The 23,427-nt window shown below is 58.7% G+C and carries 23 protein-coding genes; 6 read left to right on the top strand and 17 right to left on the bottom strand.

Annotated features, from left to right (window positions below):
* The 9 genes from tolQ to AACY49_RS05760 all read right to left on the bottom strand — a co-directional run bounded on the left by tolQ (nt 1) and on the right by AACY49_RS05760 (nt 7,219).
* Nucleotides 1-696 carry a protein TolQ gene (gene tolQ, locus AACY49_RS05800; protein WP_007897030.1) on the bottom strand — a complete coding sequence of 232 codons (696 nt, stop codon included), beginning with the start codon at nt 694-696 and terminating at the stop codon, nt 1-3.
* Nucleotides 686-1,153, bottom strand: coding sequence for a tol-pal system-associated acyl-CoA thioesterase (gene ybgC / locus AACY49_RS05795; RefSeq protein WP_007933231.1), 468 nt, complete (start codon nt 1,151-1,153; stop codon nt 686-688). The genes tolQ and ybgC overlap by 11 nt, the downstream gene beginning before the upstream one ends.
* 127 nt (nt 1,154-1,280) lie before the next feature.
* The gene (gene ruvB, locus AACY49_RS05790) at nt 1,281-2,342 is read right to left on the bottom strand and encodes a Holliday junction branch migration DNA helicase RuvB (protein WP_018926499.1); all 1,062 of its coding nucleotides are present in this window, start codon (nt 2,340-2,342) and stop codon (nt 1,281-1,283) included.
* On the bottom strand, nt 2,343-2,957 hold the full coding sequence (ruvA, locus tag AACY49_RS05785) for a Holliday junction branch migration protein RuvA (protein WP_038981959.1): 615 nt from the start codon (nt 2,955-2,957) through the stop codon (nt 2,343-2,345).
* 115 nt (nt 2,958-3,072) lie between these two features.
* A complete protein-coding gene (gene ruvC / locus AACY49_RS05780) occupies nt 3,073-3,597 on the bottom strand; it encodes a crossover junction endodeoxyribonuclease RuvC (protein ID WP_258699405.1) in 525 nt (174 codons plus the stop codon).
* A gap of 158 nt (nt 3,598-3,755) precedes the next feature.
* A complete protein-coding gene (locus tag AACY49_RS05775) occupies nt 3,756-4,502 on the bottom strand; it encodes a YebC/PmpR family DNA-binding transcriptional regulator (RefSeq protein WP_258699404.1) in 747 nt (248 codons plus the stop codon).
* A 123-nt stretch (nt 4,503-4,625) separates the two neighbouring features.
* A complete protein-coding gene (aspS, locus tag AACY49_RS05770) occupies nt 4,626-6,401 on the bottom strand; it encodes an aspartate--tRNA ligase (RefSeq protein ID WP_258699403.1) in 1,776 nt (591 codons plus the stop codon).
* Nucleotides 6,402-6,522: 121 nt separating this feature from the next.
* Nucleotides 6,523-6,744, bottom strand: a complete 222-nt coding sequence (locus AACY49_RS05765) for an FmdB family zinc ribbon protein (RefSeq protein ID WP_010457489.1) — start codon at nt 6,742-6,744, stop codon at nt 6,523-6,525.
* A 136-nt stretch (nt 6,745-6,880) separates the two neighbouring features.
* Nucleotides 6,881-7,219, bottom strand: a complete 339-nt coding sequence (locus AACY49_RS05760) for a ribbon-helix-helix domain-containing protein (RefSeq protein ID WP_339522271.1) — start codon at nt 7,217-7,219, stop codon at nt 6,881-6,883.
* A gap of 464 nt (nt 7,220-7,683) precedes the next feature.
* Here AACY49_RS05760 and AACY49_RS05755 point away from each other — a divergent pair, with 464 nt between their 5' ends.
* Complete coding sequence (locus tag AACY49_RS05755) at nt 7,684-8,286, top strand: cold-shock protein (RefSeq protein WP_309475867.1); 603 nt, start codon at nt 7,684-7,686, stop codon at nt 8,284-8,286.
* An 89-nt stretch (nt 8,287-8,375) separates the two neighbouring features.
* Here the strand turns inward: AACY49_RS05755 and AACY49_RS05750 are convergent, their stop codons facing one another.
* The gene (locus AACY49_RS05750; protein ID WP_007977339.1) at nt 8,376-8,582 is read right to left on the bottom strand and encodes a SlyX family protein; all 207 of its coding nucleotides are present in this window, start codon (nt 8,580-8,582) and stop codon (nt 8,376-8,378) included.
* 3 nt (nt 8,583-8,585) lie between these two features.
* Nucleotides 8,586-9,011, bottom strand: coding sequence for an HIT family protein (locus AACY49_RS05745; RefSeq protein WP_258700676.1), 426 nt, complete (start codon nt 9,009-9,011; stop codon nt 8,586-8,588).
* 897 nt (nt 9,012-9,908) lie between these two features.
* On the opposite strand from AACY49_RS05745, the gene AACY49_RS05740 reads away from it, so the two are divergent.
* Entirely contained in the window at nt 9,909-11,231 is a 1,323-nt protein-coding gene (locus AACY49_RS05740; RefSeq protein ID WP_339522265.1) for an OprD family porin, read from the top strand.
* Between the two features lie 166 nt (nt 11,232-11,397).
* Here the strand turns inward: AACY49_RS05740 and AACY49_RS05735 are convergent, their stop codons facing one another.
* Both AACY49_RS05735 and AACY49_RS05730 read right to left on the bottom strand, forming a co-directional pair.
* Complete coding sequence (locus AACY49_RS05735; RefSeq protein WP_339522263.1) at nt 11,398-12,240, bottom strand: mechanosensitive ion channel family protein; 843 nt, start codon at nt 12,238-12,240, stop codon at nt 11,398-11,400.
* A gap of 186 nt (nt 12,241-12,426) precedes the next feature.
* Nucleotides 12,427-12,912 carry a YajQ family cyclic di-GMP-binding protein gene (locus AACY49_RS05730; protein WP_053155306.1) on the bottom strand — a complete coding sequence of 162 codons (486 nt, stop codon included), beginning with the start codon at nt 12,910-12,912 and terminating at the stop codon, nt 12,427-12,429.
* A gap of 140 nt (nt 12,913-13,052) precedes the next feature.
* On the opposite strand from AACY49_RS05730, the gene AACY49_RS05725 reads away from it, so the two are divergent.
* Genes AACY49_RS05725 through AACY49_RS05715 form a run of 3 tightly spaced genes read left to right on the top strand, consistent with a single transcriptional unit; the run spans nt 13,053 to nt 16,636 of the window.
* Nucleotides 13,053-13,970, top strand: a complete 918-nt coding sequence (locus AACY49_RS05725) for a putative 2-dehydropantoate 2-reductase (protein WP_320393528.1) — start codon at nt 13,053-13,055, stop codon at nt 13,968-13,970.
* Nucleotides 13,971-14,015: 45 nt separating this feature from the next.
* Complete coding sequence (locus AACY49_RS05720; protein ID WP_258699398.1) at nt 14,016-16,052, top strand: sensor histidine kinase; 2,037 nt, start codon at nt 14,016-14,018, stop codon at nt 16,050-16,052.
* Between the two features lie 2 nt (nt 16,053-16,054).
* Nucleotides 16,055-16,636, top strand: a complete 582-nt coding sequence (locus tag AACY49_RS05715; RefSeq protein ID WP_339522259.1) for a cob(I)yrinic acid a,c-diamide adenosyltransferase — start codon at nt 16,055-16,057, stop codon at nt 16,634-16,636.
* Nucleotides 16,637-16,756: 120 nt separating this feature from the next.
* Here AACY49_RS05715 and AACY49_RS05710 read toward each other — a convergent pair whose 3' ends face one another.
* From AACY49_RS05710 to secA, 4 genes are all read right to left on the bottom strand, one after another.
* Nucleotides 16,757-17,701: a Nudix family hydrolase gene (locus AACY49_RS05710; protein WP_339522257.1), complete on the bottom strand. Its 945-nt coding sequence runs from the start codon at nt 17,699-17,701 to the stop codon at nt 16,757-16,759.
* Nucleotides 17,698-18,330 (bottom strand): glutathione S-transferase family protein, encoded by a 633-nt coding sequence (locus AACY49_RS05705; RefSeq protein WP_339522255.1) that lies wholly within the window; start codon nt 18,328-18,330, stop codon nt 17,698-17,700. Before AACY49_RS05705 ends, AACY49_RS05710 begins: the two co-directional genes overlap by 4 nt.
* A 162-nt stretch (nt 18,331-18,492) precedes the next feature.
* The gene (argJ, locus tag AACY49_RS05700) at nt 18,493-19,710 is read right to left on the bottom strand and encodes a bifunctional glutamate N-acetyltransferase/amino-acid acetyltransferase ArgJ (protein WP_258699394.1); all 1,218 of its coding nucleotides are present in this window, start codon (nt 19,708-19,710) and stop codon (nt 18,493-18,495) included.
* A 122-nt stretch (nt 19,711-19,832) separates the two neighbouring features.
* Nucleotides 19,833-22,568, bottom strand: a complete 2,736-nt coding sequence (secA, locus tag AACY49_RS05695; RefSeq protein WP_258699393.1) for a preprotein translocase subunit SecA — start codon at nt 22,566-22,568, stop codon at nt 19,833-19,835.
* 307 nt (nt 22,569-22,875) lie between these two features.
* On the opposite strand from secA, the gene AACY49_RS05690 reads away from it, so the two are divergent.
* Nucleotides 22,876-23,331, top strand: a complete 456-nt coding sequence (locus tag AACY49_RS05690) for a DUF721 domain-containing protein (RefSeq protein WP_237884853.1) — start codon at nt 22,876-22,878, stop codon at nt 23,329-23,331.
* Nucleotides 23,332-23,427: the final 96 nt, after the last annotated feature.

Genomic DNA, 23,427 nt, shown 5'->3' with positions numbered 1-23,427 from the left:
TTATTCTTCGCTGGTGTGCACTTTGCGGTGCAGGATCGCCTGGAATTCATCGGCGAAGGTGTAGTAACGGCCCAGCAGGGTTTCGCTGCGGGCAGCAAAACGGTTGTACGCGATAACGGCCGGGATCGCGGCGAACAGACCGATCGCGGTAGCAATCAGTGCTTCGGCAATACCAGGGGCCACAGTGGCCAGGGTCGCTTGCTGGGCGGTCGCCAGACCGCGGAAAGAGTTCATGATGCCCCAGACCGTACCGAACAGACCGATGTACGGGCTGACGGAACCGACGGTGGCGAGGAACGGCAGGCTCTGCTCGAGCTTTTCTTCCTCGCGGGAGATCGCCACGCGCATGGCACGCGCCACGCCTTCCATGACCGCTTCCGGGTCAACGCCTGACTGCTGACGCAGACGGGAGAATTCCTTGAAGCCGGCACGGAAGATCTGCTCGACGCCGGAATCCGGATCAGGATTGCTGCCGGCCTGACGGTAGAGTTTGGACAGGTCGATACCCGACCAGAAGCGCTCTTCAAAGCTCTCCAGGGCACGTCGACCGGCGCGCAGCAAGTTGCTGCGCTGAAAGATCATGATCCATGAGGTCACCGATGCGGCTACCAGGATCAGCATTACCAGTTGCACCACGATACTGGCATTGCTGACCAGGCTCCACATGGAGGAATGGTCGACGACGTTAGCTTCCACGCTTTATCTCCTGCTTTGAGTGTGTACCCGCGCCGCTCACGTCGGCAAAGGCCGCACGTAGAGCTTCGGGAATGGCCCGGGGTTTCAAACTGTTAGTGCGCACACAGGCCACCAGAAACTGCCCTTCGCAGAGCAGCACATTATCCGTAGCCCGCCTGACCTGCTGTTTAAAGCGCAGGCTGACCCGGTTCAACTCAATTACCTCAGCGCTTACCAGCAGTTCGTCGTCCAGTCGCGCCGGCGCGTGGTAACGCGCTTCGCTGGAATGCACGACGAACAACAGGTCCTCCCCTGCCAGCGCCGACTGGGCAAAGCCCAGCTCCCGGAGCCGCTCGGTTCGAGCCCGTTCCATAAACTTGAGGTAATTGACGTAATACACGATGCCGCCGGCATCGGTGTCCTCGTAATAAACGCGACAACGATGTGCGAACGGCTCAAGCCCGTTTTGCGCGCGCATACTCTAGTGCTTACTCCTCAGGTTGCCAATCCGGCCAGGCAACTGTTTTTCATTGAATCGCGGCTTTCTGGCGAAAGAATGGTCCTGTGACCGCACATTGCCTGAAAAAATCTGCACGCAAAGGTGATTAATCGTCCACGGCATCGAGGAACTCGTCTACTACGGGCATCTCGCCTAATCGTGACGGGATGTTTAAACCGAAATGCAGATACGCATGCCGGGTCACCACCCGCCCCCGCGGTGTGCGCATGATGTAGCCCTGCTGGATCAGGTACGGCTCCAGCACGTCTTCAATGGTATGGCGTTCTTCGCTGATCGCAGCGGCCAGACTGTCCACCCCCACCGGCCCACCGTCGAACTTCTCGATCATGGTCAACAGCAGGCGTCGGTCCTGATGATCGAAGCCACGCTCGTCGACATCCAGCAAATTCAAGGCCAGGTCGGCGATCGGTTTGGTGATGTGGCCTTTGGCACGGACCTCGGCGAAATCCCGGACCCGGCGCAGCAAGCGGTTGGCAATCCGCGGCGTGCCACGGGCACGGCGGGCGATTTCGAAGGCGCCTTCCGGGTCCAGCGGCAAACCGAGAATGTTCGCCGAACGGCTGACAATCGTCGCCAGGTCGGCGGTACTGTAGAACTCCAGGCGCTGAACAATCCCGAAACGGTCGCGCAACGGGTTGGTCAGCATACCGGCACGGGTGGTAGCGCCGACCAGCGTAAATGGCGGCAGATCGAGCTTGATCGAGCGCGCGGCCGGCCCTTCGCCGATCATGATGTCGAGCTGGAAATCTTCCATGGCCGGGTACAGCACCTCTTCGACGATCGGCGACAACCGATGGATTTCGTCGATGAACAGCACGTCATGGGGCTCAAGATTGGTCAGCAACGCAGCCAGATCACCAGGACGCTCGAGGACCGGCCCCGAGGTGCTTTTGATCGACACGCCCATTTCCTGGGCAATGATGTTGGCCAGGGTGGTTTTACCCAGACCCGGCGGCCCGAAAATCAGGGTGTGATCCAGCGATTCATTGCGCCCACGCGCGGCCTGGATGAACAACTCCATTTGCTCGCGAACGGTCGGCTGGCCAATGTATTCGGCCAGGCTGACGGGACGAATCGCCCGGTCCTGGACTTCTTCGCGCTCACGGGGGCCACCCGTAGCGGCGATCAGACGATCAGCTTCAATCACTTAGATCATTCCCTTAAGGGCACGACGAATCATGTCTTCACTGCTCAAACCTTTCTCCTTGATCGCGGAAATCGCCTTGCTGGCCTCCTGCGGCTTGTAGCCCAGCGAAATCAGCGCGCTGACTGCGTCATTTTCGGCGGTGGCAACTGGAGGCGCATCTGGCCCACCCGGCTGGTTTGGCACCAATGCGAACATCGCCGGCACGGTTTCCCACGCCTTGAAGCGGTCTTTGAGTTCCACCAGCAAACGCTCGGCGGTCTTCTTGCCCACTCCAGGTACTTTGGTCAACGCTGAAGTGTCCTGGGACTGCACGCAACGAACCAGCTCGTCGACTTCCAGGCTCGACATCAAGGCCAGTGCCAGTTTCGGCCCCACACCATTGAGACGGATCAGTTCGCGAAAAAAGTCTCGCTCACGCTTGCCGAAGAAGCCATAGAGTAACTGCGCGTCTTCGCGTACGACCAAATGGGTGTGCAAGGTCAGCGGCTCACCGACCGACGGCAAGCGATAAAGGGTGGTCATGGGCACTTCCAGCTCATATCCCAGACCGTTTACATCCAGAATCAGGTGCGGCGGCTGTTTCTCAGCCAAAGTGCCGCGCAAGCGTCCAATCACGTTTCAGATCCTTGAGCGTTGGCCAGATCAGTGCTGGCGACTGACAGAACAAGGGTTTTGCGCCGACAACACAGGCGCAAAACCCTCATTCCAGAAAAAATGATTGCTGATGCTATCAGAGACGCAGGCGCCCGCCACGACTGCGTGCCGTGCCCAGACCATGAGGCAACAGACTGGAGCGGGTGTGAGCGTGGCAAATCGCGATGGCGAGGGCATCCGAGGCATCGATTTGCGGCTTGCTCGTCAGTTTCAGCATGTGCATGACCATCATCTGCACCTGTTCTTTGTTTGCCGAGCCAGTACCGGTCACGGCTTGCTTGACTTGGGTGGCGGTGTATTCGGCAATTTCCAGGCTTTCCTCGGCACCGGCCACGATGGCTGCGCCACGGGCCTGACCCAGCTTGAGGGCCGAGTCGGCGTTGCGGGCCATGAAGACTTTTTCGATGCCCATGGTTACCGGGCCGTAGGTCTGAATGACTTCACGCACGCCGCGATAGACGATTTGCAGGCGCTCGTGCAACTCGCCGGAGCCGGTGCGAATACAGCCCGACGCCACGTACACGCAGCCACGCCCGGTATCACGAACCACGCCATAACCGGTGATACGCGAACCGGGGTCGATTCCAAGAATTAAAGTCATAACGCCTGCGGGTTAGGTAAGAGCACGATATTCAATACAGCGAATAACAAATGTGGGAGCTGGCTTGCCTGCGATGGCGTAGGCACATCAAACAATGATGTAGCCTGACACGCCGCCATCGCAGGCAAGCCAGCTCCCACACTGAATCTTAGTCGCCCTTATCCGAGCTGTGCGGCCACCGACTCTGGAATGTCGGCGTTGGAATACACGTTTTGCACGTCATCCAGGTCTTCAAGCATGTCGATCAGCTTCAGGACCTTCTCGGCGCCTTCCAGGTCCAGTTCGGCACTGGTGGTCGGCAGCATGACGATTTCCGCATCGCTGCCCTTGAAGCCTGCGGCCTCCAAGGCGTTGCGCACGGAATAGAAGCCGGCGAACGAGGTGAACACGTCGATTGAGCCGTCTTCGTTGGTCACCACGTCATCGGCGTCGGCTTCCATGGCCGCTTCCATCAGCGCGTCCTCATCAACCCCAGGCGCGAAGGAAATCTGCCCTTTGCGTTCGAACAGATAAGCCACCGAACCGTCGGTGCCAAGGTTGCCGCCGCATTTACTGAACGCGTGACGAACAGCGGCGGCGGTGCGGTTACGGTTGTCGGTCATGCATTCGACCATCACCGCCACGCCGCCCGGGCCATAGCCTTCGTAGGTCAGCTCGACCATGTCATCGGTATCGGCAGCGCCGGCACCACGGGCCACCGCGCGGTCGATGATGTCGCGACTCATGTTCGCGCCCAGCGCTTTATCCAGCGCCAGACGCAAACGCGGATTGGAGCCTGGATCGCCGCCGCCCTGACGGGCAGCAACCGTCAGTTCACGAATCCACTTGGTGAAAATCTTGCCCTTCTTGGCATCCTGACGTTCTTTGCGGTGCTTGATGTTCGCCCACTTGGAATGACCCGCCATAACTCGCTCCGAATTATCTTTGACACATTGCCCGCCACGCCATGATGCGCCAGCCGGCAAATAAAAATCTCGACCTGTCTATAAAGAAAGGGCGCATCCGAAGATGCGCCCGCAAGGTCAGCCTTACTCAGCTTTAGGCGTTTCGCGCAGACGAATGTGCAGTTCGCGCAATGCCTTGGCATCCACCAGCCCCGGTGCCTGAGTCATGACGCAGGCAGCGCTCTGGGTTTTCGGGAAGGCGATCACTTCACGGATCGACTGGGCGCCGGTCATCAGCATCACCAGACGGTCCAGACCGAAGGCCAGACCACCGTGCGGCGGCGCGCCGTATTTCAGGGCGTCGAGCAGGAAGCCGAATTTCTCTTCCTGTTCCGCTTCGCTGATACCCAGCAGACGGAACACCGACTGTTGCATTTCCTTGCGGTGGATACGGATCGAACCGCCACCCAGCTCGGTACCGTTCAATACCATGTCGTAGGCACGGGACAGCGCGGTCGCCGGGCTGGCTTCCAGTTCTTGCGGGGTGCACTTCGGCGCGGTGAACGGGTGGTGCAACGCGGTGAAGCTGCCGTCGTCGTTCTCTTCGAACATCGGGAAGTCGACGACCCACATCGGTGCCCACTCGCAGGTCAGCAGGTTCAGATCGTGACCGACCTTGATCCGCAGCGCGCCCAGGGCTTCGCTGACGATCTTGGCCTTGTCGGCACCGAAGAACACGATGTCGCCATCAACTGCACCGACGCGATCGAGGATCACATTGAGGTTGGCTTCAGGGATGTTCTTGACGATTGGCGACTGCAGACCTTCGACGCCTTTGGCGCGCTCGTTGACCTTGATGTACGCCAGGCCCTTGGCACCGTAGATGCCGACGAACTTGGTGTAGTCGTCGATCTGCTTGCGCGGCATGCTCGCCGCGCCTGGAACGCGCAGAGCGGCAACGCGGCATTTCGGGTCGTTGGCAGGGCCGCTGAACACCTTGAAGTCGACTTCTTTCAGTTGATCGGCAACGTCAACCAGTTCCAGCGGGTTACGCAGGTCCGGCTTGTCGGAACCGTAACGACGCATGGCCTCTTCGAAGGTCATGTGCGGGAAGTCGCCGAACTCCAGGTCCAGTACTTCCTTGAACAGGTTGCGGATCATTTGTTCGGTGATGCCCATGATCTCTTTTTCATCGAGGAAGCTGGTCTCGATGTCGATCTGGGTGAATTCCGGCTGACGGTCGGCGCGCAGATCTTCGTCGCGGAAGCACTTGGCGATCTGGTAGTAACGGTCGAAGCCGGCGACCATCAGCAGCTGCTTGAACAGCTGTGGCGATTGCGGCAAGGCGAAGAAGCTACCTGCGTGAGTACGGCTCGGCACCAGGTAGTCGCGAGCGCCTTCTGGCGTGGCGCGGGTCAGAATCGGCGTCTCGACATCGAGGAAACCGTTCTCGTCCAGGAAGCGACGGATGCTGGTGGTCATGCGCGAACGCAAACGCAGCTTCTCGAGCATTTCCGGGCGACGCAGGTCGAGGAAGCGATAACGCAGGCGGGTTTCTTCGCCGACGTCGGAGAACTCGTTGAGCGGGAACGGCGGGGTTTCCGCTTCGTTCAATACTTCCAGCTCGTAGCCCAGCACTTCGATCATGCCCGACGCCATGTTGGCGTTGGTGGCACCGGCCGGACGCAGGCGAACCTTGCCGGTGATCTTGACCACGTATTCGCTGCGCACGCGGTCGGCGGCGGCGAAGGACTCAGCGCGGTCCGGGTCGAACACCACCTGGGCCAGACCGTCACGATCACGGATATCGAGGAAAATCACCCCACCGTGGTCACGGCGACGGTGAACCCATCCGCAAAGGGTAATTTCCTGGCCTTCCAGGCTTTCGTTCAGTTGGCCGCAATAATGGCTGCGCATCATGGTAGTGGTTTCACTTCTCGTAATTCGAAATTCGGTTGGAGGTCTTGCCGCACCCCCACACTTGAATAAGGTGCCAGATGTGCAAGAGCTCGCGCGTGTCGTTCAGCCCGGGCGCTAGACCCTAGTCAGCTTTGTCGCCACCGGCCAGATTTTTCTTGGAACCGGTCTTGAAGTCGGTTTCGTACCAGCCGGTGCCGCTGAGGCGGAAGCCCGGCATGGACAGCATCTTTTTAAGCTCTGGCGCCTGGCAGGCAGGGCAGTCGACCAGCGGTGCTGCGCTGATCTTTTGAATGGCTTCCAACTGATGACCACAGGAAGCACATTGATAGTCGTACATCGGCATGGGGGTTGTCTCGGCGATCAGATTGCTACCGCGCATGCAGGGCTTTGCGGCAAAGAGCGGGATTATATCCATTAAATGCAGCCTGTGCAGCCGTTAGACTGCACAGACCGACACTCGACACCTTTCATCGCCATCGCTAAGCCATGACGAGGCAACCGCCCTCCTTCAGGCTGTGCACGACACAGACAACCCGCACCAGCCCGGTGAAGTTCTTCACCCCGCCATGGCGCAAATGCACTTCGCGATCCACATGGGATAGCAGTGCACTGACCGAGCAGCAATTGACCTTGGCCATGTCGCCCAAAATATCCCAATAGACCTGTTCAAGCCGCAAACAGGTCGCAAAGCCATTCAAACGCACTGATCGGGATAATGGCTGGGCCAGCCCCATATCGAACTCGCTGACAAATGAATCAATCCTTACCTCCTTGAGTTGACCGATCCTCCCCTCGTTTCGCCTGTCTTCATGAACCATACCGTTGACACTCCTTTGCCATCCTTGCTGCTTGATAAGGGCCCTATTCCGTTTCCTTATAAAAGCGCAGGCGCTCAGGCATATCCAGATGACTTTATGACCATCAACGTAGGATAAGCCAACAACAGTGGAGCGATCATTGAGCACGTCCTAGGCCGGACAATTTCCCACGAAAACTGGCGCAACATCACTCAACGAAAAGGCAAAGATCCGAAAAGCACAGCGCGCGAACAACACTCAGCAGGCGCCATCCGCACATCGGCCATGTGAAAGCACCACTGGACTGCCTGATTTGAGTAGCCGCAGGCTTTGCTGTTAAATAGGCAGTGTGTCGCTACCGCCTATTTTTCGGGGGCTGCGCATAGGCTGATAGCAGGCACGTGTCCAACGCCTCTTATTGTTCTGAAGCGAACCGTGCTCAATCAGCTCTTCCTTGTGATCCGTCTTAACGTGAGTTAATCAAAATGTTGAAAATCGTCCACCTGCTAATGGGCGCAGCAGCCCTGCTGCTGTCCTTCATCCCTAGCCTGCGATCCGAAGCGGTACCTTACCTGCAACAACCCGATGCGCTGTACCTGGCCTTTTTCGGCCTGCTCAACCTCACCCTCGCGCCTGTTATCCCTTACTGGAACAAAGGCCCGCGTCATCAACTGCAAAACCTGGTCAGCGCCTTGCTGGTTCTGGCTGTGGTGCTGCAAACCCTGACGCTGATCGCACCGATGCCTGTCATCGCCGGTCAACCCGCCGTTCTGTTCAGCCTGGTCGCTGCCCTGATCGCCGTTCTTCTGCACCTGGCCATCAGCTTCTACAAATCTTCACCGGCCGTCGCCTCGCCAAGCTATGACATGAGCAACCGCGATACTGGCACCGTCAAATGGTTTAACACCTCCAAAGGCTTCGGCTTTATTTCCCGTGACTCCGGCGATGATATTTTCGTGCACTTCCGGGCGATTCGCGGTGAAGGCCACCGCGTTCTGGTCGAAGGCCAGCGCGTGGAGTTCTCTGTCATGAATCGTGACAAAGGCCTGCAAGCCGAAGATGTGATCGCCGCACTGCCGCGTCGCTGACTCAAGGCTAAAAAAAACCGCGAACAGCCCAGGCTGTTCGCGGTTTTTTTTATGACCTGCTTTTCTCTAACGAAGCTCACTCATGTGGCTCAATAATGCGGCGGTGGCGCCTCTTCTTCGAAGGACTCGAACTGGCCGACCATTTCCTCCTGCCGCTTGAGCAGCGCAGCCATCTGCAGTTGCAGGCGCTCGACCACCCGCTGCTGCGCCACCAGCACATCATTCAATGCCTGGATGGTGTCATCCTGAAACGCCAGCCGGCTTTCCAGATCGGTAACGCGCTCTTCCAGGCTCATGACTCAACCCTCCAGAAACGTGAAATCATCGGTCAATACCAGACGCAGCCGTTCGCGAATCGTCGCGATCTGCTCTGGACTGTAGGGCCTGGCCGGATTTTTACCCCAGACCGGAGCTGGCCAGGCGGCGTCCTCTCGCTTGCGCACAATCACATGCATGTGCAACTGACTGACGACGTTACCCAGGGCCGCAACGTTCAACTTGTCCGCGTCGAACGAGTCCTTGAGCATTTCCGCCAGCGCGGTCGTTTCCTGCCACAGCTGCTGTTGATCTGCGACATCCAGCTGAAATATCTCACTGATATCCTCGCGGCGTGGCACGAGGATGAACCAGGGATAGTTCGAATCATTGGACAACAGCAACCGGCAGAGTGGGAAATCGCCGATCGGTAACGTGTCTTGTTGAAGTCGTGAATCTAAAACGAACACTGTGTGTACTCCCGCCTGGTCATCATTTTTCAGCTTAGCGCTCATCCGGACAGGCTGCGCACCAAGCGACAGGACGGCAGCATACCTGCGAATGTCACGCGCTTCACGACGAACCGCGGCCATCCCCCTCCTGGGCGACGCCCCGACATGAGACATTTTGATCCAGTACGCACCACCACAGCACCGACAGACACACAAAAAACCCTGAAATGACCGATAAACAACGCGCCGTTCAGATCCACCGCAACGCGACATTGTGTGAATTCGGTACAGCAATTGATTTTTTTGCACCAAAACCGCACAACGCGTCTACGCTCAGTGCGTCAGCATCCGCTAACTACTCACTGACGGGGTGAACCGGTAACGTTTTTGATTGTCGCGTCACGGGTTCGATGTGGTAAACACGTTGCAAAGCATGGCGTCAAGCCCACAGAAAACGAGCTTGAAACCCCCGGTTTTATGAGGTTTTTACAGCAACAGGCAGGCCTTCTGAAAAAAACAGCAACAGAATTCCGGTTTGTGCACGCTTGTTGCATTCACCCCCATATCGTCTATAAGACGTCCGCTGGAAGTGGAAGCCTTAAGACCAATAAAAACAGTGGCAGGATTGCCCAATGGAGATTCAAGTGCAGGACAAGGGACTCTTTTTTACCGATGCTCAAGCCCTGAAAAACAGCGCTGAAGTTGTCAGTCCGATTGTATCGGGATTGTGAATTTGCGACATTGACCAAGCCATTTGCGACAGGGTCGTAAAGAAGCTGAAAGGTTAGATGCGCAAGTATCGCCAATAGGGTCGGCGTGATATAAGTTTGCGCCGACACAAAAAGAAAGAGCCGCCCGGATAATAAAACAGGCGGGACGGCAGTACTCTTCTAAAAACCAAAGGAGCAAATCACGATGCGCGTGATGAAGTGGAGCATGATCGCACTGGCTGTTGCAGCTGGTACCTCTCAGTTCGCAGTGGCGTCTTCTCAAGATGACTCCAAGGGTTTCTTCGGCGACCAGAGCTTGAAACTCAAAACCCGTTTTGAGTACATGAACCGTGATTTCAAGAACGGTGCACGTAACAACGCAGACTCCGGCTATCGTCAGGAGTCCGGTATCAGCCAGTTGCTCACTTACGAGTCGGGCTTCACTCAAGGCACCGTAGGCTTCGGTCTCGATGCCATGGCAATGGGTGCGGTCAAACTTGACGGCGGTTCGGGCCACCGTGGTACCGGTCTGTTCGCAGTCGATAGCGATAACAACCCTGAAAAATCCCAGGGCAAGATTGGCGGTGCAGTAAAACTGCGTCTTTCCGACACCGTGCTGAAATACGGCCAGCAGTTTGTTGCCAGCCCAGTATTCGCTACTGACGACAGCCGTATGCTGCCAGAAGTTGCTACCGGTACCCTGATCACTTCCAAAGAGATCAAAGGCCTGGAACTGACCGCCGGTCGCTTCACCGCCCTGAGCAAACAAACCGGCATGGCTCGCGACAGCATCGGCGGCCTGCCAGATGAAGATGGTAATCACGGCAAAGGCCTGAGCAACGGCATCAACATCTTCGGTGCCAGCTACTCTTTCACTGATAACTTCACCGGTGCTGTGGCTGCGTCGGATGCTGAAGATTACTTCAAAAAATACTACGTCAACCTGAACTACACACTGCCAATCAACGACGATCAGTCCCTGAACTTCGACTTCAACGGTTATAAAACCAAAGGCGATGACCGCGGTGATCTGGTTGACGCCATTGGCGACGGCACCCTCGGCGTAGACAACAATCTGTGGTCCCTGGCCGCTGCCTATAGCATCGGCGCCCACAAGTTCACCGTTGCTCACCAACGCTCCAGCGGCGACAACGCTTACTACTATGGCGTTGACGGCAACAGCACTATTTTTGTAGCCAACTCCATTCAGATCTCCGACTTCGTAGGTCGCGACGAGCGCTCCTGGCAGGCTCGCTACGACCTGAACATGAAGACTTACGGTGTACCAGGCCTGAGCTTCATGACCCGTTACGTAATGGGTGACCACATCACCACCAACGGTCTGGGCGAAGGCAAGGAAAACGAGTGGAACGTTGAGTCCAAGTACGTTATGCAGGAAGGTCCAGCCAAAGACCTGTCGTTCCGCGTACGTTTCGCCAACTATCGCTCGAACGGCGCTTACAGCGGCTATGCATCTGACAACTACGACACCCGTGTAATCATCGAGTACCCACTGAGCATCTTGTAATTCAGCGGTAGTACGATAGCTACACCAGCAACAAACAAAAAACCGCTTACCTGATTCCAGGTGAGCGGTTTTTTTGTATCCACTACATACCAGCACTAACACAATTTCTTAAATAGCAAGCTAACTAGTTTTAACCTGACCTCAACGTCAGGTTATATCCGAGACGTTATTGCGGCACAGCCTCCTGAACCATACGAATAACCCGCTGCGGAAACGGAATATCAATGCCGGCCGTCTTCAAGCGATCGCGCGATTGTTCGTTAAACATGAACATCACATTCCAATAGTCAGCGGTTTTCACCCACACGCGCAGGGAAACAGTGATCGAACTGTCGCCCAATGTCGAAATCACCGCTTCCGGTGCCGGCTCAGTCAATACTCGCGGATCCTTGGCCAGGTCCAGCAACACTTGACGGGCCTTCTGCAAGTCCGCCTCGTAATCCACACCTACATCAAATACTACTTTGCGGGTCGGCTGACGGTTGGTGTTGGTGATGATGCCGTTCGACAGATTACCGTTAGGCACGATGATGGTTTTGTTATCGCCGGTGCGCAGCACGGTGTGGAAGATCTGAATGCTGTCGACAGTACCGGCAACACCTTGGGCTTCGATCCAGTCACCGATGCGGAACGGACGGAACAACAGAATCAGCACGCCGCCGGCGAAGTTCGCCAGGCTGCCCTGCAAGGCCAGACCAATGGCCAGGCCGGCCGCACCGATAGCCGCGACGAAGGACGTGGTTTCCACACCGATCATCGACGCCACGCTAACGATCAGCAGAATCTTGAGGATGATATTCGCCAGGCTGCTGATGAAACCTTGCAGCGCCAGGTCGGCGTTACGCAATGCCAGCAGGCCGCCAAGTTTTTGCGTTACCTTGTTGATCAGCCACCAGCCGATGGCCAGGGTGATCACGGCCAGCAACACGCGGCTGCCGTATTCCATGATCATCGGAACCCAGGCTTGAGACGCCTTGACCAGGTTGTCCACTTCAGTATTCAAATCCATCTACTTTCTCCTGATTTACGGCCATCCGGCACGCGAAAAATAAGCGGCAGAACAGGCCCGCCGGGGTGAGCACCATCAGGTGGGAGCGAGCTTGCTCGCGAAAAGGACGTATCAGTCGACATCACTGTTGAATGACACACCGCTTTCGCGAGCAAGCCCGCTCCCACAAGGTTCCCGCTTGAAAGGTCAGTCGCGGAAGTTATTGAACTGCAGCGGCATGCCGAATTCCTTGGCGCGCAGGGCGGCTATGGCTTCCTGCAAATCGTCACGCTTCTTGCCGGTGATGCGAACCTGCTCGCCCTGGATGGCGGCCTGGACCTTGAGCTTGGCGTCTTTGACGTGAGCGACGATTTTCTTCGCCAGCTCTTTGTCGATGCCTTCCTTGAGGACCGCTTCCTGCTTCATCAGCTTGCCCGACGCAAAGGCATCCTTGACTTCAAGGCACTGCACGTCGATCTTGCGCTTGACCAGGGCCAGCTTGAGGATCTCGATCATCGCTTCGAGCTGGAAATCGGCTTCCGCGGTCAGGTTGACGGTCAGGTCCTTTTCCTTGAACTCGAAGCTGCCCTTGCCTTTCAGGTCATAACGACGATCGAGTTCCTTGACGGCGTTCTCGACCGCGTTGGTGACTTCGTGTTTGTCCAGTTCGGATACCACGTCGAACGACGGCATGTAATCTCTCCAATAAAAAGGCGCGCTCGATAACGATGGAGCGCGCTTGGCTTGCGGTTAAAATCGGGCTCATTATAACGGGTCTTTTCCAACCGATACTGCGAGCCTCACATGCCAGCATCAAACCGAGCAAAAAGCTGATGTCCACCCCCTGGCATATTCTGGGCGCCGGCAGTCTCGGCACGTTGTGGGCCACCCGTCTGGCACGGGCCTCAGTGCCAGTCAGGCTGATCGTGCGGGACGCGGCACGCTTGCAGGCCTATCAGGCGGCGGGTGGGCTGACGCTGGTGGAACACGGCGAAGCGCAACTGTACCCGGTGCCCGGCGAAACAGCCGACAGCGACGGGCCGATCAGCCGTCTGCTGGTGGCCTGCAAAGCCTACGACGCCGTCACAGCCGTGGCCCGGCTCGCCCACCGTCTGACACCCGACGCCGAACTGATCCTGTTGCAAAACGGCCTCGGCAGTCAGGATGCCGTCGCCACGCAAGTCCCGCATGCCCGCTGCATCTTCGCCTCCAGTACCGAAGGCGCGTTTCGCGATGGCGACTGGCGCGTGGTGTTTGCCGGTCATGGTTACACTTGGCTGGGAGACGCTGGCCATCCGGTGGCACCCTTCTGGCTGGAGGACTTGAGCGACGCCGGCATTCCCCATGAGTGGAGCACCGACATCCTCACCAGGCTGTGGCGAAAACTGGCGCTCAATTGTGCGATCAACCCCCTGACCGTGCTACACGAGTGCCGCAACGGCGGTTTGCAGCAACATCATTGCGAAGTCGCCACCCTGTGCGCCGAGCTCACCGAACTGCTGGAGCGCTGCGGTCAGCCGGCAGCGGCGGAGAACCTTCAGGAGGAAGTCGAACGGGTGATCAAGGCCACCGCGGCCAATTTTTCCTCGATGTACCAGGACGTCGCGAATCAGCGCCGCACCGAAATCAGCTACCTGTTGGGCCATGCCTGCAAAGTCGCGTCGCGGCATCGGTTGAACCTGCCACACCTCAAGCAATTGCAACAGCGCTTGATCGCCCATCTGCACAGCCTTGGATTGCCCAGCGACTGAGCAGCGGCTACGCTGGCCACTTGTTCCTTTTTAGCGATGAACCTGATGCCATTGCGCCAGCGCCTTGAAAACCTTCCAGTCGGCCAGAAGCTGCTGGCCGCCCTGCTGGTGCTGTTGACCACCGTTTTGCTGGTCGCCAACCTGACCTTTATCAGCGCCGCCTATTACATCTCCCAGGAAAGCATGGCGCCCCAGGCCTTGCAGACCATCGGCCGACTGGTGTCCAACCCGAGCCTGGTGTCTGACGCCCTGAAGTCGCCGCAAAACGCCGAACGCCTGCTCAACGAACTCAACAGCTATACACCGTTGCGTGCGGCAGCACTCTATGACGGCAAAGGTGTGCGTCTGGCGCAGTTGCAGCAGGGAGACAAGCTGAGCCTGCCGGAGCACTTCCGGCACCTCGACGCCTGGCAAGCCACGGAGTTTCGCAGCAATCAAGTAATCACCCTGCCCCGCCCCGGCACCGAGCCCGGCCACCTGCTGCTGGTGGCCAGCAGCGAATTGCCGATGGCGTTCTACACCGGGACCCTGACCGCCAGCCTGGGGATTCTGATCTTCAGCGTGCTGTTGTGGCTGGTGATCGCCCGGCAGATCAAACGCCTGATTACCCGCCCCATCCATCAGCTCGAAGAGTTGTCCCGGCAAGTGACCCGGGAAGAGAACTACGCCCTGCGCGCCTCTCGCGGCAACCACGACGAAATCGGCAGCCTCGCCGAAGCGTTCAATACCATGCTCTCGCGCATCGAGGCCCGGGAACAGCAGCTCAAGCGCGCCCGTGACGATTCCCAGGCGGCCTACGACCAGGCCCAGGGTTTGGCCGAAGAAACCCGCCACACCAACCGCAAGCTGGAACTGGAAGTTCAGGTACGCAGCAAGATCGAGAAAAAACTCACCGGTTTCCAGAACTACCTCAACAGCATCATCGACTCCATGCCCTCGGCACTGATCGCCCTGGACGAGCAGCTCTACGTGACCCAATGGAATCAGGAGGCCAGCGCCCTGTCCGGCACGCGCCTGGACGAAGCCTTGAACCAGCCGATCTTCCTCGCCTTCGAACCGCTCAAACCGTTCCTGCCGCAGCTCAAGCAAACCGTCGAGCAGCACACAGTGGCCAAGATCGAACGCGTCACCTGGCTCAAGGATGATGAACCCAAGCATTACGCCCTGACGTTCTATCCATTGATGGGGGGTGCCGGGCGCGGCGTGGTGATCCGGATCGACGACATCACCCAGCGTCTGTCCCTGGAAGAAATGATGGTGCAGTCGGAAAAAATGCTCTCGGTCGGTGGCCTCGCCGCCGGCATGGCCCACGAGATCAACAATCCGCTGGGCGCAATCCTGCATAACGTGCAGAACATTCGCCGGCGCCTGTCAGCCGATCTGCCGAAAAACCTCGAACAGGCCGAGCACCTCGGCATCGAACTGGAAACGGTCAATAAGTACCTGCAAGCACGTGAAGTGCCGCAGCTGCTTGACGGCATTCAGCAGGCGGGCGCCCGGGCAGCGAAGATCGTGACGCACATGCTCAGCTTCAGCCGCCGCAGTAACCGGCAAATGGCCCCGTGCGATTTACCGGCGCTGATCGATCAAGCGGTGGAAATCGCCGGTAACGACTTCGACCTGGCCATCGGCTTCGACTTCAAGGGCCAGGCGATCATTCGGCAGTTCGATCCGGCGCTGGGCCCGGTGCCCGGCACCGCCAACGAACTGGAACAGGTGCTGCTCAACCTGCTGAAAAACGCCGCGCAAGCCATTCACCAGCGTGCAGACGACCGCGAACCGGGGCGGATCATTCTGCGTACAAAGCTGAATCCGCCGTGGGCGGAAATTCAGGTCGAGGACAACGGCATCGGCATGAGCGAGAACGTGCGCAAACGCACGTTCGAGCCGTTCTTCACCACCAAGGAAATCGGTCAGGGCACCGGCCTTGGGCTCTCGGTTTCGTATTTCATCATCACCAACAACCACAAGGGCCAGATGGAAGTGCAATCGACACTGGGCCAAGGCACTTGCTTCACCTTGCGCCTGCCGTTGTCGGGCGCTCCGGTGGTCTCTCAAGAACTCAATCAGCTGTCGAGGTAACCATGGGCTTTCGCTTGTCGAAGATTTACACCCGCACTGGCGACAAAGGCGAAACAGGGCTCGGCGATGGCCGCCGGGTGCCCAAGGACCATCCGCGAATCGAGGCCATTGGCGAAGTCGATACGCTGAACAGCCAGGTGGGTGTGCTGTTGGCCGGGTTGGCAGCGGAAAGCGGCACGTATCCTGGATTGAACGAGGTGATTGAGGTTTTGGCGCCCTGCCAGCATCGGTTGTTCGACCTCGGTGGCGAACTGGCGATGCCGGTGTATCAGGCACTGAATACGGCAGAAATCGAACGACTGGAAACGGCGATCGATGTGTGGAATGAAGAGTTGGGCCCCCTGGAGAATTTCATCCTGCCCGGCGGTTCGGCACTGATTGCCCAGGCCCACGTATGCCGCAGTCTGGCGCGCAGTGCCGAGCGGCGCTGTCAGCAGTTGAATGCGATCGAGCCGCTGGCCGGGGTTGGCCTGGCGTATATCAATCGGTTGTCGGATTTGTTGTTTGTGGCGGCGCGGTTGATTGCCAAGCGTCAGGGGATTGCCGAGATTCTTTGGCAGGCGGCGGCGAAACCCCAAGTTTAGTCGGCGCGTCCGAAGACGCCATCGCGGGCAAGCCCGCTCCCACAGGGATCAGCGTCGTACACAAATCTGTGTCCACTACGAACCACTGTGGGAGCGGGCTTGCCCGCGATGGGCGCAAAATCAAGCCTCAGGCCAAAACGCCCGAATCCCCGCCACACCCTGCGCCCCCGCTTCCCAGGCTTGCTGCCGCTCCGCCGGGCCAACCCCGCCAAGCAAAAACACCGGTTTGCTGAAGCCCTCGATCAAAGTCGAAGCCTGCTCCCAACCCAATGGCAGCGCATCCGGGTGAGTCTGGGTCGGTTGCACCGGCGACAGGGTCACAAAGTCCACGCCCATCTGCTCGGCCAGTGCCAGTTCTTCAGCGTTGTGACAAGACGCCGCCAACCAGCGCGACGCCGGTAGCGGTCGCCCGGCCGCCGCGTATTTGCGCAGCTGCGCCGCAGTAATGTGCCAACCGGCGGACGGGAAGTCCCCCAGCCATTCAAACGGCCCCTTGATCATCAACTGTGCCTTGCCGGCACACAGCCCCGCCGCGTCCACCGCCAGATCGCGGTATTGCGGGTCGTAGCCGTTGGGCGCACGCAACTGAATCAGCTTGATGCCACCAGCGATGGCTTTCTGGATACCGCGCAACAAGGCCGGGGTTTCCAGGCCATCCGGGGTGATCAGGTATTCGCCGGGCAAGCGTGCAGCGGCGACGATCGGCTGATTGGCGGCCGGGAACTCGTAATCCACCAGCTCCCGCTCGGTCACCCAGGCCAAAGGCTGACCTTCGGCGCCATGGGGTTCACCGGTAAACGCCGAAACTTCCCAGACATCCAGCAACACCTGCTTGTCCGGGTAATCGTGGCGGACTTTGATCAGTGGGCGCGCCGTACGGACCACAATGCCCAACTCTTCGTGAAGCTCGCGGGCCAGGGCGCTTTCGACGGATTCGTGATCCTCGACCTTTCCACCGGGGAACTCCCACAAGCCGCCCTGATGCTGAGTGTCGGCACGGCGGGCGATGAGGATCTTGCCTCTGCTATCGCGGATAACCGCGGCTGCTACATGTACTCGTTTCACCGCTGTATCTCCTCCAGACCCGCCTTCTGCCAGGCCTTGAAAGCTGGCCATTGGTAGAGGGTTTCGACATAGGCTGCGTCGACCTCGGGCAGCTTCACCTGATAGGTACGCAGGCGCACGGCGACCGGTGCGAAAAACGCATCGGCCAGGGTCGCGCCGCCAAACAGGAATGGGCCGCTTTCAGTCGAGGCAGCCCGACATTCAGCCCACAACGCCAGCATGCGTTCGATGTCGGTCTGAACCTCAGGCGGGGTCGGCGACAGCGGCGCATTGTGGCTCAGGTCGAACGGCATGTTGCCGCGCATGGCAAAGAAACCGCTGTGCATCTGCGCGCACGCCGAACGCGCTTGGGCACGGGCGGCGGCGTCTTCGGGCCAGAGGCCGGCGTCGGGGAACTGCTCGGCCAGGTACTCGGCAATCGCCAGCGAATCGGCGATGGTGCCGTGTTCGGATTTCAGCAGCGGGACTTTACCGGTCGGCGAATGCTTGAGCACGCGCTCGCGAGTGTCTGGCTGATTCAGCTTGATCAGTTCTTCGGTGTAGGACGCGCCGGTCAGGTCGAGGGCCAGAGCAGCGCGCAGGGACCAGGACGAATGCAGTTTGTCGCCGATGATCAGGTGGAGGCTCATGTTCGGGACCTTTTGATAAGAGTACAAGCCAGAATCTTTAGCGTCTGGTGGTCCGTCATCGCGGGCAAGCCCGCTCCCACATTGACCGAGTCAGCCGCACGATTGACGGCTGACACTGAACCCTGTGGGAGCGGGCTTGCCCGCGATAGGGTCGACGCAGTCTTACGTACGGTACTCAGCGTTGATCTTCACGTATTCGTGGGACAGGTCGGTGGTCCAGATGGTTTCGCTGCAATCCCCGCGACCCAGTTCGATACGGATGGTGATCTCTTCCTGCTGCATGACCGCCGCGCCCTGGGCTTCGGTGTAGGTGGCAGAGCGAGCGCCACGGCTGGCGATGCACACCTCGCCAAGGAACACGTCGATCTTGCTCACGTCCAGGTTCGGCACGCCCGCACGGCCCACGGCAGCCAGGATGCGACCCCAGTTCGGGTCGGAGGCGAACAACGCGGTCTTGATCAGCGGCGAGTGGGCCACGGTGTAACCAACGTCCAGGCATTCCTGGTGATTGCCGCCACCGTTGACTTCCACGGTAACGAACTTGGTCGCGCCTTCGCCGTCGCGCACGATGGCCTGGGCCACGTCCATGCACACTTCGAACACGGCCTGCTTCAGTTTGGCGAACAGTTCACCACTCGCGGAAGTGATTTCCGGCAGTGCAGCCTGACCGGTGGCGATCAGCATGCAGCAGTCGTTGGTCGAGGTGTCGCCGTCGATGGTGATGCGGTTGAACGACTTGTTGGCGCCATCCAGCAGCAGGTTTTGCAGCACCTCGCGGGAGACTTTGGCGTCGGTGGCGATATAGCCGAGCATGGTTGCCATGTTCGGGCGGATCATCCCCGCGCCTTTGCTGATGCCGGTGACGGTGATGGTCACGCCGTCATGCTGGAACTGACGGCTGGCGCCCTTGGGCAGGGTGTCGGTGGTCATGATGCCGGTAGCGGCCGCTTCCCAGTTGTTCTCCGACAGGTCATCGAGAGCGGCCTGCAACGCACCTTCGATTTTCTCGACCGGCAGCGGCTCGCCGATCACACCGGTGGAGTACGGCAGCACCAGGCTGGCATCGACGCCGGTCAATTCAGCCAGTTTGGCGCAGGTGCGCTCGGCGGCCGCCAGGCCTGGTTCGCCGGTGCCGGCGTTGGCATTGCCGGTGTTGGTCAGCAGGTAACGCACCGGGCCTTGCACGCGTTGCTTGGCCAGGATCACCGGAGCTGCGCAAAAAGCGTTCAGGGTGAACACGCCCGCCACCGTGGAACCTTCGGCACAGCGCATGACCACGACATCCTTGCGCCCCGGGCGCTTGATACCGGCCGAGGCGATACCGAGTTCAAAACCGGCAACCGGGTGCAACGTTGGCAAAGGACCAAGACCAACAGCCATGAATGCGCTCCTTAAAAAATGTTGTCTGCATCGTCATTGCGATAGACGGTGGTTTAAATGGCAAAACGCCGCGACGGCATAAGCCGGTCGCGGCGCGGGTATTTCAGCGTTTGAAACGGGTTTTACTGGATCTGCCCGTGGCAATGCTTGAACTTCTTGCCCGAACCGCAGTAGCACAGCTCGTTGCGGCCCAGTTTCTGCTCGTTGCGTACCGGTGCGGTGGCGAGGGCGACATCGACCTCTTCACCCAACACTTCCGGCTGCTCAAGGCCAGGCGCTTCGTCGTGCTGGAACTGCATGCGCGCAGCCAGCGCCTCGGCTTCCTGACGCAGACGTGCCTCTTCTTCGATCGGATCTTCGCGGCGAACCTGAACGTGCGACAGCACACGGATCGAGTCGCGCTTGATCGAATCCAGCAGCTCGGAGAACAAGGTGAAGGACTCGCGCTTGTATTCCTGCTTCGGGTTCTTCTGCGCATAACCACGCAAGTGGATGCCGTGGCGCAGGTGATCCATGGTCGACAGGTGGTCTTTCCACAGGTCGTCGAGCACGCGCAGCACGATTTGCTTCTCGAAGGAGCGCAGTGCTTCGGCACCGGCCTGGTCTTCTTTCTCGTTGTACGCCGCGATCAGTTCGTTGAGCAGCTTCTCGCGCAGGGTCTCTTCGTACAGGTGGTCGTCTTCGTCGAGCCATTGCTGGATCGGCAGCGCCACACCGAAGTCGCTCTGCAACGCCGCTTCCAGACCGGCCACGTCCCACTGCTCAGGCAGCGATTGCGGTGGAATGTGTGCACTGACGGTTGCGTTGAGCACGTCCTGACGGAAATCGGCGATGGTTTCACCGATGTTGTCGGCGGCCAACAAACTGTTACGCATGTGATAGATCACTTTACGTTGTTCGTTGTTGACGTCGTCGAACTCGAGCAGTTGTTTACGGATGTCGAAGTTGCGGCCTTCAACCTTGCGCTGAGCCTTCTCGATGGCGTTGGTCACCATGCGATGCTCGATCGCTTCACCGGACTGCATGCCCAGCGCCTTCATGAAGTTCTTCACCCGGTCAGAGGCGAAGATGCGCATCAGGCTGTCTTCCAGCGACAGGTAGAAACGGCTGGAGCCGGCGTCGCCCTGACGACCGGCACGACCACGCAACTGGTTGTCGATACGGCGCGATTCGTGACGCTCGGAAGCGATCACCTGCAAACCGCCCGACTCCAGCACTTGCTGGTGACGTTTCTGCCAGTCGGCCTTGATCTGGGCAATCTGCTCAGGGGTCGGGTTTTCCAGGGTCGCGACTTCCACTTCCCAGTTACCGCCCAACAGGATGTCGGTACCACGACCAGCCATGTTGGTGGCGATGGTCAGTGCGCCCGGGCGACCGGCCTGAGCGATGATTTCGGCTTCTTTTTCGTGGAACTTGGCGTTCAGAACCTTGTGTTCGATGCCTTCCTTCTGGAGCAGGCCGGACATGTGCTCGGACGTTTCGATGGTGGCGGTACCCACCAGCACCGGACGGCCCTGGGTCATGCATTCCTTGATGTCGTTGATGATCGCCGCGTATTTCTCATCGGCGGTCAGGAACACCAGGTCGTTGTAGTCTTTACGCGCCAACGGCTTGTTCGGCGGGATCACCATGACCTGCAGGCCATAGATCTGATGGAATTCGAACGCTTCGGTGTCCGCGGTACCGGTCATGCCGGACAGCTTGTTGTACAGACGGAAGTAGTTCTGGAACGTGGTCGACGCCAGGGTCTGGCTCTCGGCCTGGATGTTCAGGTTTTCCTTGGCTTCGATGGCCTGGTGCAGGCCTTCGGACAAACGGCGACCCGGCATGGTACGGCCGGTGTGTTCGTCGACCAGCACCACCTGGCCGTCCTGCACGATGTATTCGACGTTGCGATTGAACAGTTTGTGCGCACGCAAGCCGGCATAGACGTGAGTCAGCAAGCCCAGGTTATGCGCCGAGTACAGGCTCTCGCCTTCAGCCAGCAGGCCTACGCGGGTGAGCATGTCTTCGATGAACTGGTGACCGGCTTCGTTGAGCTCGACCTGACGGGTCTTCTCGTCGACGGTGTAGTGGCCGGCCTTGGTGACTTCGCCTTCGACTTCTTCGACGTGCAATTGCAGCTGCGGGATCAGTTTGTTGATCTCGATGTACAGCTTGGAGCTGTCCTCGGCCTGACCGGAGATGATCAGCGGGGTACGGGCTTCGTCGATGAGGATGGAGTCGACTTCGTCGATCACGGCAAAATTGAGTTCGCGCTGGAATTTTTCTTCCATGCTGAACGCCATGTTGTCGCGCAGGTAGTCGAAACCGAATTCGTTGTTGGTGCCGTAGGTGATGTCGGCGGCGTAAGCGGCGCGTTTCTCTTCCGGCGGCTGGAACGGCGTGACCACGCCGACCGTCATGCCGAGGAATTCGTAGAGCGGACGCATCCAGTTGGCGTCACGGCGGGCCAGGTAGTCGTTCACCGTCACAACATGCACGCCCTTGCCGGACAGCGCATTGAGGTAAACGCCCAGTGTTGCCACCAGGGTCTTGCCTTCACCGGTACGCATTTCCGCGATCATGCCTTCATGCAAGGTCATGCCGCCGATCAGCTGGACATCGAAGTGGCGCATACCCATGACGCGCTTACCGGCTTCGCGGGCGACCGCAAAGGCTTCTGGCAGCAGCTTGTCGAGGGTTTCCCCTTTGGCGATGCGGGCCTTGAACTCGTCTGTCTTGGCACGCAATTGATCGTCCGAAAGGGCCACCATTTGCTCTTCGAAGGCATTGACGAGTTGCACCGTCTTGAGCATGCGTTTGACTTCACGCTCGTTCTTGCTTCCAAAAAGTTTCTTTAACAAAGGCGCAAACATATCGGCAGGATCTTCCACACTAAAGGGATGGAGGGCGGCCCCGTGAGTCGCCCGAGCAGCCCTCATGGCCGCATGCGAACGAGCATTCTACCCGGAAACGATGGTGAGGAAAGTGGCGTTATTCCACGATGCATGCACTGCGCTATGACGGGGCTCACTTAAAATAAGGGCTTTTGGCTGAACTTCAACCCATCGAGGGTACAAGTTACTCGTTGATTTAATGGGTAAAGCGCTCCCAAAGCAATGGGTCGGGGGCAAGGGGTGCTTTCTGTTACCATGGCCGCTCTGTTACTTCAGGTGTTCGATCATGGCATTTCGCCCTCTCACGGCCAGAGCACCCGCCGTTCTGCTTCGCGAAGCCAAACCGCTGAAAGCCATCTTCGGCCACGCTCAACGCCTGGGTCATTTACAACGCCTGGTGGAAAGCCAGCTGCAGCCGGCTGCCCGCGAGCATTGCCATGTGGCATCGTGGCGTGAAGGCAGTTTATTGCTGATTGTCACCGATGGGCACTGGGCCACTCGCCTGCGTTATCAGCAAAAGCGTCTGCAACGGCAGTTACAGCTGTTCGACGAATTCGCCAGCCTGACGCGGATTCTGTTCAAGGTGCAGCCGCCCACGGTTCAGCAAGGGGCGGTGGGACATACCATGGATTTGTCGACGGACGCAGCGGCGACCATTCAGGCGACGGCCGACGGGATTACCGACCCAAATCTGCGGGCGGCCCTCGAACGTCTGGCGGCGCACGCTAAACCCAAAACCTGACATAAAACGAATGTGGGAGCGAGCCTGCTCGCGATAGCGGTGTATCAGTCAACACATGTGTTGAATGTCAGGCCGCAATCGCGAGCAGGCTCGCTC

The organism is Pseudomonas sp. EL_65y_Pfl2_R96 (assembly GCF_963970905.1).
Taxonomy (GTDB): domain Bacteria; phylum Pseudomonadota; class Gammaproteobacteria; order Pseudomonadales; family Pseudomonadaceae; genus Aquipseudomonas.
The sequence above is the reverse complement of the archived record's forward strand: the minus strand, read 5'-3'. Positions and strand labels throughout refer to the sequence as shown.

What these genes read in the sequence shown, in the direction of transcription:
- ybgC (WP_007933231.1), bottom strand. Translation starts at nt 1,153, where the DNA reads ATGCGCGCGCAAAACGGGCTTGAGCCGTTCGCACATCGTTGTCGCGTT.
- ruvC (WP_258699405.1), bottom strand. Translation starts at nt 3,597, where the DNA reads ATGACTTTAATTCTTGGAATCGACCCCGGTTCGCGTATCACCGGTTAT.
- AACY49_RS05775 (WP_258699404.1), bottom strand. Translation starts at nt 4,502, where the DNA reads ATGGCGGGTCATTCCAAGTGGGCGAACATCAAGCACCGCAAAGAACGT.
- aspS (WP_258699403.1), bottom strand. Translation starts at nt 6,401, where the DNA reads ATGATGCGCAGCCATTATTGCGGCCAACTGAACGAAAGCCTGGAAGGC.
- AACY49_RS05765 (WP_010457489.1), bottom strand. Translation starts at nt 6,744, where the DNA reads ATGCCGATGTACGACTATCAATGTGCTTCCTGTGGTCATCAGTTGGAA.
- AACY49_RS05760 (WP_339522271.1), bottom strand. Translation starts at nt 7,219, where the DNA reads ATGGTTCATGAAGACAGGCGAAACGAGGGGAGGATCGGTCAACTCAAG.
- AACY49_RS05755 (WP_309475867.1), top strand. Translation starts at nt 7,684, where the DNA reads ATGTTGAAAATCGTCCACCTGCTAATGGGCGCAGCAGCCCTGCTGCTG.
- AACY49_RS05750 (WP_007977339.1), bottom strand. Translation starts at nt 8,582, where the DNA reads ATGAGCCTGGAAGAGCGCGTTACCGATCTGGAAAGCCGGCTGGCGTTT.
- AACY49_RS05740 (WP_339522265.1), top strand. Translation starts at nt 9,909, where the DNA reads ATGCGCGTGATGAAGTGGAGCATGATCGCACTGGCTGTTGCAGCTGGT.
- AACY49_RS05735 (WP_339522263.1), bottom strand. Translation starts at nt 12,240, where the DNA reads ATGGATTTGAATACTGAAGTGGACAACCTGGTCAAGGCGTCTCAAGCC.
- AACY49_RS05730 (WP_053155306.1), bottom strand. Translation starts at nt 12,912, where the DNA reads ATGCCGTCGTTCGACGTGGTATCCGAACTGGACAAACACGAAGTCACC.
- AACY49_RS05725 (WP_320393528.1), top strand. Translation starts at nt 13,053, where the DNA reads ATGTCCACCCCCTGGCATATTCTGGGCGCCGGCAGTCTCGGCACGTTG.
- AACY49_RS05720 (WP_258699398.1), top strand. Translation starts at nt 14,016, where the DNA reads ATGCCATTGCGCCAGCGCCTTGAAAACCTTCCAGTCGGCCAGAAGCTG.
- AACY49_RS05715 (WP_339522259.1), top strand. Translation starts at nt 16,055, where the DNA reads ATGGGCTTTCGCTTGTCGAAGATTTACACCCGCACTGGCGACAAAGGC.
- AACY49_RS05705 (WP_339522255.1), bottom strand. Translation starts at nt 18,330, where the DNA reads ATGAGCCTCCACCTGATCATCGGCGACAAACTGCATTCGTCCTGGTCC.
- argJ (WP_258699394.1), bottom strand. Translation starts at nt 19,710, where the DNA reads ATGGCTGTTGGTCTTGGTCCTTTGCCAACGTTGCACCCGGTTGCCGGT.
- secA (WP_258699393.1), bottom strand. Translation starts at nt 22,568, where the DNA reads ATGTTTGCGCCTTTGTTAAAGAAACTTTTTGGAAGCAAGAACGAGCGT.
- AACY49_RS05690 (WP_237884853.1), top strand. Translation starts at nt 22,876, where the DNA reads ATGGCATTTCGCCCTCTCACGGCCAGAGCACCCGCCGTTCTGCTTCGC.